Here is a 20,147-nt window from a genome sequence, read left to right as displayed (position 1 = left end):
CGAGCGCCTGGAGTTCCTGGTCCGCGACAGCGCCATCCATGTCGTCGTCGGCGACGCCGAATCCGCCGATGCCCTGCCCGCCGGACTGGCGCTGCGCTGGCTGGACGTCGCCGTCTCCTCCGGCGACGACACCCCGCTGCCGCGCCGTCTGCATCCGCAGCAGGCCGCCTACGTCATCTACACCTCAGGTTCCACCGGCACCCCCAAGGGCTGCGTGGTCAGCCATCACAATGTGGTCCGCCTGATCGCCGCCACCTCGGAGCGTTTCGCCTTCGGCCCCGACGATGTGTGGTCGCTGTTCCACTCCTATGCTTTTGATTTCTCGGTATGGGAGATCTGGGGGCCGCTGCTGTTCGGCGGCACTTGCCTGGTAGTGCCTTATTGGGTGTCCCGCTCGCCGGAGGCCTTCGCCGGCTGGCTGCAACAGCACCGGGTGTCGGTGTTGAACCAGACCCCGGCCGCCTTCCGCCAGTTGATTCCCGCCGCCGCCGCTCACGCCTTGCCGGACTTGCGCCTGGTGATCTTCGGCGGCGAGGCGCTGGAGCTGGCCAGCCTGGAGCCCTGGTTCCAACAACGCGGCGACCAGCGTCCCGAGTTGGTCAATATGTACGGCATCACCGAAACCACCGTCCACGTGACCCAGCGCGCCATCCGTCAGGCCGATCTGGATGCTCGTCGCGGCCAGGTGATCGGCCAGCCGATTGCCGATCTGGCCTTCCATCTGCTGGACCGCTTTCTGCAGCCGGTGCCCGTCGGCGTGCCTGGCGAGATCTATGTCGGCGGCCCCGGCGTCGCCCGCGGTTACTGGAACCGTCCGGCGCTGACCGCCTCCCGTTTCCTGCCCAATCCCTTCGCCGCCGACGGCTCCCGCCTGTATCGCTCCGGCGATCTGGCCCGCCGCCGCGCCGACGGCGAGATCGAATACCTGGGCCGCGCCGATCATCAGGTCAAGCTGCGCGGCTTCCGCATTGAGCTGGGCGAGATCGAAGCCGCGCTGTGCCGGCTGCCCGCGGTGCGCGAGGCGCTGGTGCTGCTGGACCGCCCCGCCGCCGGCGAACCGCGCCTGGTCGCCTACGCCGTCGGCGACGCCGAACCCACCGCGCTGCGCGCCGCGCTGGCCGCCGAGCTGCCCGAACACATGCTGCCCGCCGTCATCGTGGCGCTGGAGCGTTTCCCGCTGACCCATCACGGCAAGGTGGACCGCGCCGCGCTGCCCGCGCCGCAAGCGGCCAGCGCCGCTCTGCGCGTCGAAGCCCGCTCGGACGCCGAACGGGCGCTGGCCCAGATCTGGGCCGAGGTCCTCGCCGTGCCGCTGCCCGGCATCGACGACAACTTCTTCGCCCTCGGCGGCGACTCCATCCTCTCGCTGCAAGTGGTCGCCCGCGCCCGCGCTCAAGGCCTGGCGCTGAGTCCGCGCCAGCTGCTGCTGGAGCCCAGCATCCGCCAGCTGGCCGCCGCGCTTAGCACGGCGGCGACCGAGGAAGACGCCGCGACCGCCGGCCCGCTGCCGGCCACGCCCATCCAGCGCTGGTTCGCCGGCCAGGAGCTGGCCGAGCCGCGGCATTGGAACCAGGCGCTGGCGCTGCAACTGGCCCGCCCCGTGGACGCGGCCCGGCTGCAAGCCGCGCTCGACGCCGTGGCCGCGCGCCACGACGCCTTCCGCCTGCGCTTCGCGCCGGAGCCGGCGCTGGCCGAGGCGGCCGGCGGCTGGCCCTGCCGCGAACTGGAGCTGACGGACGAGAGCGAGGAGGCCGCGCGCGCGGCGATAGAACAGGCCCAGCGCCAGCTGGACCCGGACGCCGGCCCGCTGGCCCGCGCGCTCTTGCTGCGCCGCGGCCGGCAAGCGCCGCTGCTGGCGCTGATCGTCCACCATCTGGCGGTGGACGCGGTGTCCTGGGGCATTCTGCTGGACGATCTGACGCAAGCGCTGGACGCGCTGACGCGCGGCGAAGCCCCGCGGCTCGCCGCCGTGCCCGCCAACTGGCGGCGCTGGGCGGAGCGGCAGCGGGCCGACGCCGCCGAGGCGGACCCCGCGCCCTGGCTCGGCCAGGCCGCGGCCGGCTTCCCGACGCTGCGCCGCGACTTCGCTGCGCCGGCGGCCAATACCGAAGCCGCCTCGCGGCTGCTCAGCCGCGAGCTGGACGCGGCCTTGACCGGCCGCCTGCTGGCCGCCGGGGCCCGCGCCGCCGGCCAGCGCGTCAGCGCCCTGCTGCTCTTGGCCTTATGGCGCGCGCTGGCCTCCCGGCTAGACGCGCCGCGCTTCGCCGCGACGCTGGAACACCATGGCCGCGACGCGGAATCCGGCCTGGACCTGTCCCGCACCATGGGCTGGTTCACCGCGCTGTATCCGCTGAGCGTGGCCGGCGACGCCGCCGTCGCCGGCGCGGCCGAACTCTTGGCCGCCATCGCCGCGCCCTTGTCGCTGTTGACCCCCATCGCGCCGGAATACGGCCAGGCGCGCTGGCTGGGGCCGGACAAAGAGGCGCGCCGGCGGCTGGACGCGGCCGGCCTGCCGGAAATCAGCTTCAATTACCTGGGCGCGCCGCGCGGCGTCGACAACGCCTGGTTCCAACTGCGGCCCGAGCTGATTGCCGGCGAACGCGCCGCCGCCAACCTGCGCCCCTTCGCGCTGGACCTGGTGCTGGTGGTGCTGGACGGCAGGCTGCGCGTGGACTGGCGCTACCCCGGCGGCCAGTTCGAAGCGGCCACCGTCGCCGGCTGGGCCGACGCCTTCGCCCGCGAACTCGCGCTGGCGCTGGACGAGATCGAGGCCGCGCCGCTGCTGGCCGCCGATTACCCGCTGGCGCGGCTGGAACAGGCCGCCGTGGAGGAGCTGGCGCGCCGGAGCGGCCCTTTCGACGATCTCTATCCGCTGTCCCCGCTGCAACAGGGCATGCTGTTCCACAGCGTGGCCGACGCCGCCGACGGCGCTTATCTGGAACAGCTCAGCAGCGTGGTCAACGGCCCTCTGGACCCGGACGCCTTCGCCGAGGCCTGGCGCGCGATGCTGGCGCGCCATCCGCTGCTGCGCTCCGGCTTCCACTGGCAGGGCCTGGCCCAACCGCTGCAGGCGGCGATGCGCGCGGCGCCGCTGCCGATCAGCCGGCTGGACTGGTCCGGCCTGGCCGAGCCCGAGGCCGCGCTGGCCGACTATCTGGCCGCCGACGCCGCGCGGCCGTTCGCGCTGGACGCCGCGCCGCTGATGCGGCTGGCGCTGATCCGCCTGGGCCAGGACCGCTGGCGCTGGATCTGGAGCTATCACCACCTGCTGCTGGACGGCTGGTCGCTGCCGCTGTTCTTCCGCGAACTGCTGACCCTGTACCGCGCGCTCAGCCGCGGCGAGACCCCGGCCCTGCCGCCGGCGCGGCCGTTCTCCGCCTATATCGGCTGGCTGGACCGCGCCGGCCGCCGCGCCCGCTCGGACGAGCGCTTCTGGCGCCGCTATTTCTCCGGACTGGAACAGCCCACCCTGCTCGCCGGCCCCGCCGGCGGCGGCGCCGACTTCGTCGAGCGGGAAATCCGGCTGTCGCCGGAGTGGAGCGCGCGCGCCGCCGCCGCGATGCAGGCTTGCGCCAGCACGCTGAACACCCTGTTCCAGGCCGCCTGGGCGCTGACCCTGGCGCGCAGCGGACACGGCGAGGACATCGTGTTCGGCGCGGCCCTGTCCGGCCGCAACGGCGATCTGCCCGGCATAGGCGAAATGATAGGGCTGTTCATCAACACCCTGCCCTTGCGGGTGCGGCTCAACCCGGCCGCCGACGCGCGCGCGCTGCTGGCCCAGGTGCAGGCCGATCAGGCCCGGGTGCAGGACTACGCCCACAACCGGCTGGTGGACGTCCAGCGCTGGGCCGGCCGCGACAACGCCCAGTTGTTCGACTCCCTGCTGGTCTTCGAGAACTACCCCGCCGACGCGCTGCTGCGCGACGAGGCCGCCGGCCTGGGCTTTGAAACGCCGCGCTTCAGCGAACACACCAACTACCCGCTGACGCTGGCCGTGATCCCCGGCGCGGCCCTGACCGTCAAGCTCACCTTCGACCGCAGCCGCGTCGCCGACGCGGCGGCCGAGGAATTGCTGCAACGCTGGCTTGCGGTGGCGGAACGCATGGTCGCCGCGCCGGACGCCGCCGTCGCCTCCATCGAGCTGCTGCCCGCGGACACGCGGCGGGCGCGGATCGCCGACGCCGCCCGGCCGCCGCTGGCCTCGCCGGAACTGGCGCAGCGCCTGTTCGAGCGCCAGGCCGCCGCCGCGCCGCGCGCGCCTGCTCTGCTGGACGAGAACGGCGCGCTCGATTACGCCGGACTGGAGCGCCGCGCCAACCAACTGGCCCACAGCTTGCAGGCGCTGGGCGCCGGCCCGGAAACCGTGGTGGGCGTGCTGCTGCCGCGCGGCGCGGACGCGGTGACGGCGCTGCTGGCCACGCTGAAGGCCGGCGCCGTCTATCTGCCGCTGGACCCGGCCTATCCGGCCGAACGGCTGGACTATATGCTGGCCGACAGCGGCGCCGCCATCCTGCTCAGCGAAACGCGCCTGCTGCCGACGCTGAGCCGGTTGCCGGCCAAACTGCTGTTGCTGGATCAAGCTCCTGACGCTGCTGACGCCGCGCAGGACGCCGCGCCGCCCTGCGCCGCCGGCGTCGACAATCTGGCCTATCTGATCTACACCTCCGGCTCCACCGGCTGGCCCAAGGGAGTGGGCGTCAGCCATCGCGGCGTCGCCAACCTCTGCCGCGCCCAATGCGAGGTTTTCCAGGTGAACGCCGACAGCCGCGTCTATCAGTTCGCCCCGCTGAGCTTCGACGCCTCGGTGTCGGAAATCTTCATGGCCCTGGGCAGCGGCGCGGCCCTGTGCCTGCCGGAAGCCGACGCCGCGCAAGACCCGGCCGGCGCGCTGCGCCGCGCCGCGCGGCGTCACGGCCTGACCCACGCCACCCTGCCGCCGGCGCTGCTGGCGGCGCTGGAGCAAGACGACCTGCCCGGCCTGCGCACCCTGATCTCCGCCGGCGAAACCGCCGCGCCCGGCCTGCTGGCGCGCTGGGCCGCCAAGCGCCGCGTGGTCAACGCCTACGGCCCGACCGAGGCCACGGTCTGCGCCAGCATGCAGGCCTGCGACGCGCTCGAGCAGCTGCCGTCCATAGGCCGCGGCATGGCCGGCGTCCGCCTCTATCTGCTGGACCGCTGGGGCGGCCTGGTGCCGCCCGGCGTGCCCGGCGAGCTGCACATCGGCGGCGAGGCGCTGGCGCGCGGCTATATCGGCCAGCCCGGCCGCACCGCCGCCAGCTTCGTGCCGGACGCGGTGTCCGGCCTGCCCGGCGCGCGGCTGTACCGCAGCGGCGACCTGGGCGAATACCTGCCCGACGGCGGCATCCGCTTCCTGGGCCGCGCCGGCGGCCAGGTCAAGCACCGCGGCTACCGCATCGAGCTGGACGGCGTCGCCGCCGCGCTCAGCGCCCATCCGGACGTGGACGAGGCGCTGGCGCTGATCCGCCGGGACGGCGAGCGCCGCCAGCTGCTGGCCTACGCCCGGCTCAAGCCGGAGGCCGCCGCCGACGCCGCCGCGCTGCGCGAACACCTGACCGCCCGGCTGCCGGCCCACGAGCTGCCGCAGGCCATCCTGATCCTACGCCAATGGCCGCTGACCCCGGCCGGCAAGATAGACCGCGCGGCGCTGCCGTCGCCGGAAGACGCCGCGCCGGACGCGCCGGACGCGGACGCCGCGCTGAGCCCGGCCGAGGCCGCGCTGCTGGAGATCTGGCGCTCGGCGCTGGGTCGCGGCGGCATCGGCGTTCACGACAATTATTTCGCCGCCGGCGGCGATTCCATCCTGGCCCTGCAAATCGTCTCGCGCGCCAAGCAGGCCGGTTTCGACATCGAGCCGCGCGCGCTGTTCGCCCATCCCACGGTGGCCGGACTGGCGGCGGTGGCCGGCGCGACAGCGCGGCGGCCCCACATCGAGGAGCCGGAACAGGCCGAGGCGCCGCTGGCGCCCATCCAGCGCTGGTTCCTGCAACAAGACTGGCCCACGCCGCAGCACTGGAACCTCAGCCTGCGGCTGAGCCTGGACGCCGCCGCGGACCCGGCCGCGCTGCGGGCGGCGCTGACGGCCGTGGCCCTGCGGCACGACGCGCTGCGCCTGAGGCTGCGCCGCGAGCCCGACGGCGGCTGGAGCCAGCATTACGGCCCGCGCGCCGCGCCGCCGCTTGAAACGCTGACGCTGCGGGAAACGGAAGCGGCCGCGCGCGAGGCGGAGCTGCAAGCCCACGGCGCGCGCTTGCAAGCCTCGCTGGACCTGGAGCGCGGCCCGCTGCTGCGCGCCGTGCTGATCGAGGCCGGGCCGGACGGCCGCCCCGAACTGCTGCTGATCGCCCACCACTGGGTGCTGGACGTGGTGTCCTGGCGCATTCTGCTGGACGACCTGGACCAGGCCTACGGCCAGGCCGCGGACGGCGTAGAGATCTCGCTGCCGCCGGTGGCCGTCAGCTACCGGGCCTGGACGCGCTCGCTGGCGGAAGCCGCGCCCGCGCTGGCCGGCGAACTCGGCTATTGGCGCGCCGCCGTCGCCCCGCTGGCCGCGCCGCCCGGACTCTGCGCCGTCGGCCGCGTGGCGGAACGCCGCCGCGCGACAGTCAGCCTGGACGCCGACGCCAGCGCCGCGCTGCTGGAAGGCGGCGCGGAACGCTACCGCGCCCAGCCGCAGGAACTGCTGCTGGCGGCGCTGACCCTGGCCTGGCGCCGGCTGAGCGGCCTGCCCGCGCTCGCCCTGGATCTGGAAAACCACGGCCGCGGCGCGGCGGCGGGCCCCGCGCCCGATCTGTCGCGCAGCGTGGGCTGGTTCACCTGCCTGCACCCGCTGCGCATAGAGCCGGCCGGCGACGGCTGGGAGCCGGCGGCGGCGGCGGCCAAGGCCGCGCTGCGCGGCGTGCCCGGCGGCGGCGTCGGCTTCGGCGCGCTGCGCTATCTGGGCGATCCGGCCCAGGCCGCCGCGCTGGACCAGGCGCCGCCGCGGCCGCTCAGCTTCAACTATCTGGGCCGGCTGGACGACGCCGCCGACGGCGTGCTGCCGCGGCTACGCGCGCGGCTATCGGCGCGGGAGGCCGGACCGGCGCAAGACCCACGCCAGCGGCTGCCGCACGCCGTCGCCGTCAACGCCCGCATCGAGAAAGGCCGCCTGCGGCTGGACTTCGACTACGCCGACGCCCACGACACCCCGGCCCTAGCCGAACAGTGCCGACTGGCGCTGGAAGAACTGGCCGCGCTCTGCCGCGCCGGCGGCCTGCCCGCCGTCGCCTACCACACCTCGGACTTCGCCGGCGTCGCGCTGGAAGAGAACGAATTGGCCGCCTTGCTGGACGACCTCACCGACATAGAATGACCATGACAAGCACACCGAACCTCAAAGACCAGATCCAGGACATCCTGCCCCTGAGCCCGCTGCAACGCGGCGTGCTGTTCCACACCTTGTTCGCGCCCGGCTCGCCGGTCTATTTCGAGCAATTGATCTGCCGGCTGGACGGCGCGGTGGACCCCGCCGCCATGGCCGACGCGCTGGAGCGGCTGGCCGAACGCCATCCCATCCTGCGCACCGCCTTCGTCACCAAGGGCCAGGCCGAGCCGCGCCAGGTGGTGTTCCGCCGCGCCCGCGCGCCGCTGGCCGTCCACGACTGGAGCCAAGACGATGCGGCCGAGCGCGAGCGGCGGCTGGAGGCGCTGCTGGACGAAGACCGCCGCCGCGGCTTCCAGCTGAACCGGCCGCCGCTGATGCGGCTGACGCTGCTGCGCTACGGGCCGGCGGAATGGCGGCTGATCTGGAGCCACCATCACATTCTGCTGGACGGCTGGTCGCTGCCCATCCTGATGCGCGATTACTTCGCGCTGCTGTCCGGCGCGGCGCTGCCGCCGCCGCCGCCGCCCTTCTCCGCCTATCTGAGCTGGCTGGGCCGCCAGGACCAGGACGCCGCCGCCAGCCGCTGGCGCGCCCTGCTGGGCGATCTCGCCGCGCCGACGCCGCTGGGCCTGGACCGGCCGGCGCTGCCGGGCGCCTTGGCCGGCGCCGACGTCGGCCAGATCGAACGAGGGCTGGACTACCGCGTCGACGGCGACCTCGCCGCCGCCGCCGAACGCTGCCGGGTAACGCCGGGCACCCTGCTGCTGGGCGCCTGGGCCATCCTGCTCAGCCGCTACGCGCGCCAGGACGACGTGGTCTTCGGCCTCACCTTGTCCGGCCGCGCCATCGACCTGCCCGGCGTGGACGGCATGGCGGGCCTGTTGATCAACTCCCTGCCACTGCGCCTGGCGACGCCGGCCGACGCCGCGCTGCCGCAATGGCTGGCCGAGGTGCAGCGCCGCCAGCTGGAGCTGCAATCGCTGTCGCACAGCGATCTGGCCGACGTCCAGCGCCACAGCGGCATGCCGCGCGGCCAGCCGCTGTTCGAAACCCTGGTGGCGATAGACAACTTCCCGATAGGCGACGCCCTGCCCTCGGACGGCTTGGGCTTCCGGATTTCCGACGTTTCCCAGCGCGAGCGCACCCACTACCCGCTGACCCTGACCCTGGTGCCGGGCGCGGACGGCTTGAGCTTGAAGCTGGGCTTCGACCGCGCGCGGGTGGACGAGGCGCCGGCCGCGGCGCTGGCCGAGGCCTATCTGGAGCTGCTGCGCCAGATCGCCGCGCGGCCGGACGCCGCGCTGCGCGAGTTGGGCCTGGTGCGGCCCAGCGCGGTTCAGCCGCCCGCGCCGCTCCCGCCGGCCGGCCGCGGCGGGCCGGACACCCTGGCCGCCGCCTTCCTGGCCGCCGCCGAGCGTTTTCCGGACCGCGTCGCCGTCAGCGACGGCCCCGCGACGCTGAGCTACCGGCAGCTGCGCGCCCAGGCCGCCGCCATTGCGGAACGCTTGCGCCAGGACGGCGTCGCGCCCGGCGTCAGGGTGGGCATCTGCCTGCCGCGCTCCGCCGGACAAATCGCCGCCATGCTTGGCGTGACGCTGGCCGGCGGCGTCTATCTGCCGCTGGACCCGGATTATCCGGAAGAGCGGCTGGCCTATCAGCTGGACGACAGCCAGGCTTTGCTCACGCTGACCGACGCCGAACTCAGGCCGCGGCTGCCGGCGGAACACCGCTGCCTGTCGCTGGCGGAAATAGGCTGCGGCGCCAGACCGGCGGCGCGGCCGCCCGCCGGCCTGGAAGCCGGGCACGGCGCTTACGTGATCTACACCTCCGGCTCCACCGGCCAGCCCAAGGGCGTGCTGGTTTCCCACCGCAACGTGCTGCGTTTGTTCTCCGCAAGCGCCCGCCATTTCGCCTTCGACGAGAACGACGTCTGGACTTATTTCCACTCCTTCGCCTTCGATTTCTCGGTGTGGGAAATCTGGGGCGCGCTGCTCTACGGCGGCCGCTGCGTGGTGGTGCCGCGCGAACTCAGCCGCGATCCGGCCGCCTTCGTCGAACTGCTGGGCCGCGAGGGCGTCACCGTGCTGAACCAGACCCCGTCGGCGTTCAAGCTGGCGATCGCCGCGGAAAGCGCCGCGCCGCTGCCCCGGCCGACGACGCTGCGCTGGGTGATCTTCGGCGGCGAAGCGCTGCGGCTGGCCGAGCTCTGCCCATGGCTGGAACGGCACGGCGACGACGGCCCGCGGCTGGCCAATATGTACGGCATCACCGAAACCACCGTCCACGTCACCTTCCGCCGCATCCTCGCCGCCGATCTTGAGGCCGGCGGCGAGCTCAGCCCGATAGGCGAGCCGCTGGACGACCTGAGCCTGGAGCTGGTGGACCCCTGCGGCCACCCCGTGCCCTTGGGCGCGCCCGGCGAAATCCTGGTCGGCGGCGCCGGCGTCAGCCTAGGCTATCTGAACCGCCCGCAATTGAACGCCGAGCGTTTTCCCGGCGTCGGCGCGGAACGGCGCTACCGTTCCGGTGATCTGGCGCGGCGCAGCGCCGACGGCGAACTGCTCTACTGCGGCCGCATCGACCATCAAGTGAAGATCCGCGGCTTCCGCATCGAGCTGGGTGAAGTGCGCGCCGCGCTGCTGAGCCATCCGGCGGTGAGCGACGTTCACCTCGTCGCCGCCGACGACCAACTCATCGCCTATCTGCGCGCCGACGACCCGGCCGCGGCCGGCGCCGACGCCTTGCGCCGCCATCTGGCCGCGCGCTTGCCGGCCCACATGATTCCGGCGGCCTTCATCGCGCTGGCCGAGTTTCCGCTCACCCTCAACGGCAAGGTGGACGCGCGCGCGCTGCCGTCGCCGCAAGGCGCGCGCTCGGCGCTGGACACGCCCTACGTCCCCGCCGCCACCCCCAGACAACAGCTGCTGGCCGAGATCTGGAGCCAGGTGCTGGGCCTGCCGCGCGTCGGCATCCACGACAATTATTTCTCGCTGGGCGGCGACTCCATCCGCAGCGTGCGCATCGCCGGCCTGGCCAAGGAGCGCGGCTGCCCGCTGAGCATCCAGGACATTTTCCGCCACGGCACCATCGCCGCCATCGTCGAGGCGATGGGTGAAGGCGAAGACGAAAACACCAGCGCGCCGGACGCGGTCCTGCCGCCCTTCGCGCTGATAGACGCCGCCGACCGCGCGCGGCTGCCGCCCGAGGTGGAAGACGCGCTGCCGCTGGCCAGACTGCAGGCCGGCATGCTGTTCCACAATGAATACGACGACGGCCGCAATCTGTACCACGATGTGTTCTCCCACCGGCTGCGCGCCGACATCGCCCCGGAACGCCTGCGCCAGGCGCTGGCGGAGCTGAGCCGCGAACATCCGCTGCTGCGCACCGGCTTCGCGCTGGCCGGCTACTCCCAGCCGCTGCAGCTGGTCTGGCGCGATCTGACGCCCAGTCTGGACATCGACGACCTGCGCGGCCTGTCGCCGCAGCAGCGGGACGAAGCCGTGGCCAGCCAGCTGCGGCAATTGAGCGAGCAGCGCTTCGCGCCGGAGCGGCCGCCGCTGCTGCGCGTCGGCTGCCTGCGGCTGGCCGACGACGAATGGCAGCTGACGCTGGCCTTCCACCACGCCATCCTGGACGGCTGGAGCGTGGCCACCCTGTGCGCGGCCCTGTTCAAACGGATGCGCGGCCAGACCGGTCCCGCGCCGGCTCCGCGCGCGGCCTTCCGCGACTTCGTCGCCGCGGAGCGGGCGGCGCTGGCCGATCCGGCGCAACAGGCTTACTGGCGCGCCCAATTGAGCGGCCTGCCGTCCGCCGCCATTCCGCGCTGGCCGCAGCATGCCGCGCCGGCGGGCAAGGCCAGGGTGGGCGCGCAGGAAATCGGTTTCCCGGCCGCCGTCGCCGCCGCGCTGATCCGCCTGGCCGCCGACAGCGGCCTGCCGCTGAAGACTCTGTTGCTGGCGGTGCACGCCCGCGCGCTGGCCTGCTTGTGCGGTCAGGACGAAATCGTCACCGGCCTGGTCAGCAACGGCCGCCCGGCCGACGCCGACGGCGCCGAAGCGCTGGGCCTCTTCCTCAACACCCTGCCGCTGCGCGTCCGCGTCGGCGGCAGCTGGCGCGCGCTGCTGGCGGAAACCATGGCGGCGGAGGGCAACAGCCTGCCTCACCGCTTCTTCCCGCTGGCGGACATCCTCAAGCTGGGCGAAGCCGCCCGCTTCGAAGCCTCCTTCAACTACGTGGACTTCCACGTCTACCGCGAACTGGGCGAGGCCGGCGCGCTGGAAGTGCTGGACAGCAGCCGCCTGGAAGCGGTGGACATCCCGCTGGCGGTCACCTTCAGCGCCAGCCGCGCCGAGGGCGCCGTCACCCTGGGCTTTTCCTACGACCGCGCGGCCTTCCCCGACGCGCAAGTGGCCGCCATCGGCCGGCTCTACCTGGCCGCCGCCGAGGCGCTGACGCGGAACCCGGACGCCCTGTGCCTGGACGCGCCGCTGACCGAGAGCGCGCCCAAGCCGCTACGCGGCCCGTCCGCCGGCCTCGCCGACTTCTCGGTGCCGCAGGCCATCGCCGCCGTCGCGCGGCAACGCCCGGACGCCGTGGCCGTGGCCGGCGAGGGCGCGACGCTGAGCTACGCCCAACTGGACGCCCGCGCCAATCGGCTGGCGCGCCGGCTGCTGGCGCACGGCGCCGGCCCGGACGCGGTGGTGGCGCTGGACTTGCCGCGCTCGCCCGAGCTGGTGGTGGCGATGCTGGCGACGCTGAAAGCCGGCGCCGCCTATCTGCCGCTGGACCGCGGCCAGCCGGAAGCGCGCCGCCGCGACATCCTGCAAGAGGCCGCGCCGGCCCTGCTGCTCAGCCTGGACCCCGCCGCAGACGCGCCGCCCGGCTGCGCCGTCTTGCAAGCAAGCCTGGCCGAAGATCTGAACGATGAAGACGCGGCCGCCCCCGTCGCGCCGGTCCACGGCGACGCGCTGGCCTATCTGCTGTTCACCTCCGGCTCCAGCGGCCGCCCCAAGGGCGTCGCCGTCGGCCGCGCCGCGCTGGACAACCACATGGCCTGGATGAAGCGCCGCTACCCGCTGGACGCGGACGACGCGGTGCTGCAGAAAACCCCGGTGGGCTTCGACGCCTCGGTATGGGAATTCTGGGCGCCGCTGACCCAGGGCGCGAAGCTGCTGCTGGCGGCCGAGGACGGCCACCGCGACCCGGACTACCTGATCCGCGCCGTGCGCGAACAAGGCGTCACCGTGCTGCAGCTGGTGCCCAGCCTGCTGGCCGTGCTGCTGGCGATGCCGGACTTCGCCGGCTGCCGCGCGCTGCGCCGGGTCTTCGTCGGCGGCGAAGCGCTGCCGGCCGCCACCCTGGCCCGCTTCCACGCCGCGCTGGACATCCCCCTGGTCAATCTCTATGGCCCCACCGAAACCGCCATCGACGCCTCCAGCGCGGAATACCTGCGCTCGGACCCGCCGGCGCTCGCCGTCGGCATCGGCCAGCCCATAGACGGCGTCGTCTTCCACGTGCTGGACGCCCGCCTCAATCCGGTGCCGCCCGGCGTGCGCGGCGAACTCTACATCGCCGGCTGCGGCCTGGCGCGCGGCTATCTGGGCCAGCCGGCGCAGACCGCGCGGCGTTTTATCCCGGACCCGCTGTCGCCGCTGCCCGGCGGCCGCCTGTACCGCAGCGGCGACATCGTGCGGCTGCTGCCGGACGGCGTGCTGGAATACCTGGGCCGCGCCGACGGCCAGGTCAAGCTGCGCGGCCAGCGGGTGGAACTGGAGGAGATCGAAGCCGGCCTCGCCGCCTGCCCCGGCGTGCGCCAAGCCGCCGCCGCGCTCTACCGCGACCGCTCCGGCGCGGACCGGCTGGCCGCCTACGTCCGGCTGACGCCGGAGGCCGAGGCCGGCGACTGGCGCGCGGCCATGCTGGCGGCGCTGCGCCTGCGCTTGCCGGAATACATGCTGCCGGCGCAATGGATCGCGCTGCGGCAATGGCCGGTCGGCCCCAACGGCAAGACCGACCGCGCCGCCTTGCCGGCGCCGCAGACGGACGCGGCGTCCCCGGCCCGCGGCCGCGCGCCCGACACCCCGCAAGAGCAAGCCTTGGCCGCGATCTGGCAACAAGTGCTGGGCCGCGAGGACATCGGCGCCGACGACAACTTCTTCCAATTGGGCGGGGACTCCATCCTCGGCCTGCAGATCGTGGCCCAGGCCCGCCAGGCCGGCCTGGCGCTGGCCGCGCGCGACATCTTCAGCCATCCCACCGTCGCCGAGCTGGCCGCCCAGGTCCGCCCGGCGCGGCCGGAAGCCGAACTGCCGGAGATTCCGTCCGGCGCGCCGCTGCCGCTGACCCCGGCCCAGCACTGGTTCTTTGAACGCCTAAGCGCCCTGCCGCGTCCCGGCCACTGGAACCAGGCGCTGCTGCTGAGCGTGGCCGCCGGCGTCTCCGCGCCGGCGCTGCGCGACGCCCTGCTGCGGCTGGAACAAAGCCACGACGCCTTCCGCCTGCGCTTCGCCGCCGGCGCCGAAGGCTGGCGTCAACACTACGCGCCGCGCGAGGCCTTGCGCGAAGAAGACTGGCTGGAGCGCGTCGATCTGAGCGCGCTGCCGGCCGCGGAGCGCGCCGCCGCCATCGAGGCCCGCGCCGAGGCGGCGCAGCGGGAGTTGGATCTGGAACGCGGGCCGCTGCTGCGGGCCGTGCACTTCGACTGCGGCGACGGCGAGGCCGGCCGGCTGCTGTTGCTCATCCATCATTTGATCGTGGACGGCGTGTCCTGGCGCGTGCTGTTGCAGGATCTCGCCGGCCTGCTGGCCGGCGTGGCCCCGCCGCCGGCGCGCGTCGGCTTCGGCCATTGGGCGCGGCGCCCGCGCGCGCCCTCCGCCGAAGAACGCGCTTACTGGCTAGACCAGGCGCGGCTGGCCGCCGACGCGGTCCGCGTCCCGCTGACGACGGAGGCGGAACGCGACAACCGCTACGGCGCGGCCGACACCGTGGAACTGTCGCTGGACGGCGGCGAAACCGCCGCCCTGCTCCGCGGCGGAGCGCTGCGCGCCAGCGCCGAGGAAATGCTGCTGGCGGCGGCGCTGGGCGCGCTGCGCGACTGGCTGGACGCCGACGCGCTGTCCGTCACCATGGAAGGCCACGGCCGCGACGACGAGACGCTGGACCTCTCCCGCACCGTGGGCTGGTTCACCGCCCTGTACCCGCTGACCGTGAGCGGCCTGGCCAAAGCCACGCCGCAGCGCCTGCTGCGCCGGGTCAAGCAGACGCTGCGCGCGGTGCCGGCCGGCGGCGCCGGCTACGGCGCGCTGCGGCAGGCGGACGACGCCGACGCCCGCGCGCTGGCCGCCGCTCCGGAGCCGCAGATCGCCTTCAACTACCTGGGCCAGTTCGACGCCAGCCTGCCGGCCGACGGCGCGCTGGCGCCGGCGCCGGAATCAGTGGGCGCGATGGAAGACCCGGACGGCCTGCGCCCGCGGCTGATCGACATCGTGGCCCTGGTCAGCGACGGCAAGCTGTCGCTGCGCTGGAACTACGGCCGCGCCGCCCTGCCGCGCGCGACGGTGGAAGCCCTCGCCCGCCAGACGCGGCAGCGGCTGCTGGCGCTGCTGAGCCTGGACGCCGACGCCGCGGCGGCGGCCCTGACCCCGGACGACTTCCCGCTGGCCGCGCTGGACGAGGCCGGCCTGCCCGCGGCGCTGGGCGCGCATGGCGACATCGTCGACCTGTGGTCGCTGACCCCGGTGCAGGAAGGCATGCTGTTCCACTCGCGGATGGAAGCCGCCGCCGGCCCGGCCGGCGTCTATATCGAGCAAGTCGTCGCCGAACTGGACGGCGCGGTGGACCCGGCCTTGCTGCGCCAAGCCTGGGAACAGGTGCTGGCGCGACACGACGCGCTGCGCGTCAGTTTCGCCTGGGAAGGGCTGGCCGCGCCGCTGCAGCGGGTCCACCGCGCGCCCGCGCTGCCGTTCTCGGTCCGCGAAACGCCGGACGAGGCCGCGCTGGAACGCTATCTGGCCGCCGACCGCGCCGCCGGCTTCGCGCTGGACGCCCCGCCCTTGATGCGCCTCGCGCTGCTGACGCGTAACGGCGCGCCGTGGCGGCTGGTCTGGACCCATCACCACGCGCTGCTGGACGGCTGGTCCATGGCCGTCGTCTTCGACGAGGCGCTGGCCCTGTACCGCGGACTGAGCCAGGGCCAGAGCGCGGCGCTGCCGCCGGCGCCCTCCTTCGGACGCTTCATCAAATGGCTGCGCGCGCATAGCGACCGCCAGGCCCAGCAAGCCTTCTGGCGCGACTACTTCAGCGGCTACGCCGCCGCGGCCGATCTGGCCCTGCTGCCGGCCGGCGGCCCGGCCCGGCCGTGCTCCCAGTCGCTGCGGCTGAGCCCGGAACTGGGCGCCGCGCTGCGCAAGACCGCGCGCGAACGCAAAGTCACGCTCAACACCCTGTTCCAGGGCGCGCTGGCGGTGGCCCTGTCCCGCATCGGCCGCTGCGACGATCTGGTGTTCGGCGTCACCATGTCCGGCCGGCCCGAATCGCTGCCCGGCCGCGACGCCGCCGTCGGCCTGTTCATCGCCACCCTGCCGCTGCGCGCCGACTGCTCGGCCGCGCAGCCTATCGGGGATTTCCTCGGCCGGCTGCAAGACGCCCAAAGCCGGCTGGTGCCGCACGAAGCCAGCGCCCTGGTGGACATTCAGCGCTGGAGCGGCCTGTCCGCGCGCCAGCCGCTGTTCGACGCGGTGCTGGTCTATGAGAACTACCCGATCCGCGCCGAGGTCGGCGACGCCGCCCAGGCGCTGCGCGTGGGCGCGGCCTCCGCGCGCGAGCAATCCAACTACCCGCTGACCCTCTACGTCAAACCCGGCGCCGACGCCATCGAGCTGGACGGCGTCTTCGACGCCGGCCGCATCGAGGCGGAACGCGTGGAAGCGCTGCTGCACGCGCTGCCGCGGCTGCTGAGGCAGATCGCCGACGGCGCGGACCGCGTCGGCGATCTGCGCCTGGCCGAGCCGACGCCGCCGGCCGCCTTCCCGCCGCCGGACGGCGACACCGTGCTCGCCATGCTGAGCGCCGCCGCGCGGCTCAAGCCGGGCAAGACCGCGGTCGCCGCCGAGGACGGCAGCCTGAGCTACGGCCAACTGGTGAGCGGCGCGCGCGCGCTGGCGCGCCGGCTGATCGCCGACGGAGTCGCTCCGGGCGACACCGTGGCGCTGGCGCTGCCGCCGGACGCGCGCGCGCTGACCGCGCTGCTGGCCACGCTGTGGGCCGGCGCGCAATACCTGCCGCTGGACCCGGCGCTGCCGCCGCTGCGCCGCGACGCCATCCTGGAAGACGCCCGCCCCGGCTTGATCCTCGTCGACGGCGACGCCTCCGGCTGGCCCGCCTCCGCCAAGCTGTTGACGCTGCCCGCGCCCCTGCCGCCCGCAGCCGCGGACATCGACGAGGGCCCGCTGCCCGGCGACGCGCTCCACCCGGAAGCGCCGGCCTACACCCTGTTCACCTCCGGCAGCACCGGCCGGCCCAAGGGCGTGCAGATCGCCCATCGCTCGCTGGCCAACATCCTGAGGCATTTCCGCGCCGAGCCCGGCTTCAGCGCCGACGACGTCTTGCTGTCGGTCACCACCTGGTCCTTCGACATCGCCGCGCTGGAACTGCTGCTGCCCCTGGTCTGCGGCGGCACCGTCGCCATCGCGCCGGCCTCGGCCGCCGGGGACGGCCCGGCGCTGGCCGCCGAGGCCGCGCGCCGTGACGCCAGCGTGATCCAGGCCACGCCGGCCAGCTGGCGCATGCTGCTGGAAGCCGGCTGGAAGCCCGCGCCCGGCCTGCGCGCCTGGTGCGGCGGCGAGGCGCTGCCCGCCGATCTGGCCCGCGCGCTGCTGGACGCCGGCGCCGCGCTGTGGAACGTCTACGGGCCCACCGAAACCACCATCTGGTCCGCGCTACACCGGGTGGACGGCGGCCAGCTGCCGCCGCCGGCCGGCCACGCCATCCGCCGCACCACGCTGTGGACGGCCGACCATCACGACCAGCCGCTGCCGCCGCATCTGGCCGGCGAACTGCGCATAGGCGGCGACGGCCTGGCGCTGGGTTATCTGGGCGCGCCGGCGCAAACCGCCGCCCGCTTCCTCCCCGATCCGCTGGCCGGCCGGCCCGGCGCCCGCGTCTACCGCAGCGGCGATCTGGCCTGCCTGCTGCCGAACGGCGAGGTCCGCGTGCTGGGCCGGCTGGACGGCCAGGCCAAGCTCAACGGCTTCCGGCTGGAGCTGGAGGAAGTGGAAACCAGGCTGCGCGAGCTGCCCGGCGTGCGCCAGGCCGCGGCGGCCATCCGCCGCGACCCGCAAGGCCACGCCCGGCTGATCGCCTATTTGGTGCCGGACGACAGCGGCGCCTGGCGCGCCGGCGACGAGGCCGATCCGGCCGCCTTGCAGCGGGTCCGCGCCCGGCTGTCCGCCGCGCTGCCCGGCTATATGCTGCCCAGCCGCTTTGTCACCCTGGAGCGGCTGCCGCTGACGGCCAACCTCAAGCTGGACCGCAAGGCCCTGCCCGAACCGGCGGCGAACGCGCCGACCCGCGCCGGCAGCGCGCCCCAGGGCGCGCTGGAGCAAGCCGTGTGCGCGCTGTGGGAAGAAGTGTTCGAACGCGCCGGCGTCGCCGCCGACGACGACTTTTTCGAGCTGGGCGGCCATTCGCTGCTGGCCACCCGCATCCAGGTGCGCGTCAACAAGATCTTCCGGCAGACCCTGCCGCTGCGCGCCACCTTCCACGCCCAGACCCCGCGCGCCCTGGCCGCGCTGCTGGCCGAACGCGAGTCCGCGCCCGGCCTGGCCGCCAAGATCGCCGCCGTCTACCTGAAGCTGCGCGGCATGTCCGACGCCGAGCGCGACGCGCTGCGCCAGGCCGCCGCCCAAACCACCACCATGGAAACCGCAGAATGAAACTGGAACACATCAACGCCATCGTCAGCGGCGCCGCCAGCGGCATAGGCCGCGCCTTCGCGCTGGAGCTGGCCCGCGCCGGCGCGCGGGTCCACGCCGCCGACCTGGACGCCGCCGGCCTGCGCCGGCTGGAGGAAGACGCCGCCAGCCTGCCCGGCGCGGTGCGCGGCTCGGTGCTGGACGTGAGCCAGGAAGCCGCGGTCCGCGCCTTTCTGAAAACGGCGTCTGAGGACGCGGAGCCGGCCAATCTGCTGGTCAACAACGCCGGCATCCTGCGCGACGGCTGGCTGGTGAGGCTGGACGTGGAAGGCTTCGTCCGCAAGCTGCCCACCGCGCAATGGCGGGCGGTGCTGGACGCCAACCTGACCGCGCCCTATCTGCTGAGCCGAGAATTCGCCGCCGCCCGCGTGGAGTCCGGCCTCAACACGCCGGGCCTGATCGTCAACGTCTCCTCCGTCACCAGCGCCGGCAATCCCGGCCAGTCCAACTACGCGGCGTCCAAGGCCGGCCTGGACGCGCTGACCCGGACCTGGGCGCTGGAACTGGCCCCCTTCGGCATTCGCGTGGCCGGCCTCGCGCCCGGCCTGACCGACACCCCGATGGCGGCGGGCCTGGCGCCGGCCACCCGCGAGGACTTGATCGCCCAGGTGCCGCTGCGGCGCATGGCCGAGCCGGCGGAAATCTGGCAGGGGCTGAAATTCATCATCGAATGCGATTACTTCAACGGCCGCATCATCGCCATCGACGGCGGAGCGACCTTCTCGTGAAGCCGATACTTTCCGCGCCGGAGGCGGGCATTCCGCGCCGCATCCATCAGATCTGGTATCAAGGCGCCGCCGCGCTGCCGGACAAATACCGCCGCTACCGCGACAGCTGGATGCGACGCCATCCGGACTGGGAGTTCGTGTTCTGGGACGCGCCCAAGATGCAGGCGCTGGTCGACGAACACTATCCCTGGTTCGCGGCTCGCTACGCCGGCTTCGAGCGCGACATCCAGCGCATAGACGCCGCGCGCTATCTGTTCCTGGCGCTGCACGGCGGCTTCTACATCGACATGGACATCGAAAACCTGCGGCCCATAGACCCGCTGCTGCCGGAGAGGCGGCTGATCCTGTCGCGCACCCACGGCTTCAACAACGCGCTGATAGGCAGCGCGCCCGGCCACCCCTTGTGGGACACCGTGCTGGACCGGCTGGCCGCCGGCCAGTGCGCGCCGCTGGACCCGGCGATGCCGGCCCGGCTGCGCGAATCGCCTGCGATGCGCACCGCCGTCACCGTGGGGCCGCGCTTCTTCACCTGGTGCGTGCAGCAAAGCGGCTGCCTGGACGACGCGGCCACGCTGTGCTGCCCCGGCTATTACTTCGAACCCGGCTCGCCCACGCCGGACGGCAGCTCCTGGCCGCCGGCCGACGATCCCGACGGCGGCTACGCCCGCCACCACATGGACCTCAACTGGCTGGACCTGCGCCACCGGCTCTTGTCCCGGCTGAACCGGCTGCTGCTGCCCTGGCTGACGCGACGGCTGCCTTTGCAATGAAAAAGTCGCCGCGATGCGGCGACTTCAAAAACAAGACATAGACACCATTAATTCGCGGAAGGGGAAGCCGTTTGATTTTCCTGCATGAACTGCCTCAGGCTCAAGGGACGCATATCCGTCCAATTCTTTTCAATATAGTCCAGACACTCCTGTTCCGCGCCGCTGACGCCAAGCGAGCGCCAGCCGGCTGGAATGTCGCGATATTCCGGCCATATCGAATATTGCTCCTCGTGATTCACCACCACGATGTATTTGGTTTCGTTCATCGCGTCCTGCGTCATATCAACCTCCGTGCCGT

The 20,147-nt window shown here is 73.5% G+C and carries 5 protein-coding genes; 4 read left to right on the top strand and 1 reads right to left on the bottom strand.

Annotation, left to right across the window (positions count from 1 at the left end):
- The 4 genes from DB032_RS02230 to DB032_RS02215 all read left to right on the top strand — a co-directional run.
- Positions 1-7,369, top strand: a 7,369-nt coding sequence (locus DB032_RS02230) for a non-ribosomal peptide synthetase (RefSeq protein WP_107798082.1), incomplete at its 5' end; no start/stop codon positions are given.
- Between the two features lie 2 nt (positions 7,370-7,371).
- Positions 7,372-18,312 carry a non-ribosomal peptide synthetase gene (locus tag DB032_RS02225; protein ID WP_158274219.1) on the top strand — a complete coding sequence of 3,647 codons (10,941 nt, stop codon included), beginning with the start codon at positions 7,372-7,374 and terminating at the stop codon, positions 18,310-18,312.
- Positions 18,309-19,079 (top strand): SDR family oxidoreductase, encoded by a 771-nt coding sequence (locus DB032_RS02220; RefSeq protein ID WP_107798080.1) that lies wholly within the window; start codon positions 18,309-18,311, stop codon positions 19,077-19,079. The genes DB032_RS02225 and DB032_RS02220 overlap by 4 nt, the downstream gene beginning before the upstream one ends.
- The gene (locus tag DB032_RS02215) at positions 19,076-19,849 is read left to right on the top strand and encodes a glycosyltransferase family 32 protein (RefSeq protein ID WP_158274218.1); all 774 of its coding nucleotides are present in this window, start codon (positions 19,076-19,078) and stop codon (positions 19,847-19,849) included. The genes DB032_RS02220 and DB032_RS02215 overlap by 4 nt, the downstream gene beginning before the upstream one ends.
- A gap of 47 nt (positions 19,850-19,896) precedes the next feature.
- Here the strand turns inward: DB032_RS02215 and DB032_RS02210 are convergent, their stop codons facing one another.
- On the bottom strand, positions 19,897-20,130 hold the full coding sequence (locus tag DB032_RS02210) for an MbtH family NRPS accessory protein (RefSeq protein ID WP_107798078.1): 234 nt from the start codon (positions 20,128-20,130) through the stop codon (positions 19,897-19,899).
- Positions 20,131-20,147 lie beyond the last annotated feature (17 nt).

It is taken from the genome of Chromobacterium sp. Panama, from assembly GCF_003052555.1.
Classification (GTDB): Bacteria; Pseudomonadota; Gammaproteobacteria; order Burkholderiales; family Chromobacteriaceae; genus Chromobacterium.
This window is presented reverse-complemented; position numbering and strand designations above follow the sequence as displayed.

What these genes read in the sequence shown, in the direction of transcription:
- DB032_RS02220 (WP_107798080.1), top strand. Translation starts at nt 18,309, where the DNA reads ATGAAACTGGAACACATCAACGCCATCGTCAGCGGCGCCGCCAGCGGC.
- DB032_RS02210 (WP_107798078.1), bottom strand. Translation starts at nt 20,130, where the DNA reads ATGACGCAGGACGCGATGAACGAAACCAAATACATCGTGGTGGTGAAT.
- DB032_RS02225 (WP_158274219.1), top strand. Translation starts at nt 7,372, where the DNA reads ATGACAAGCACACCGAACCTCAAAGACCAGATCCAGGACATCCTGCCC.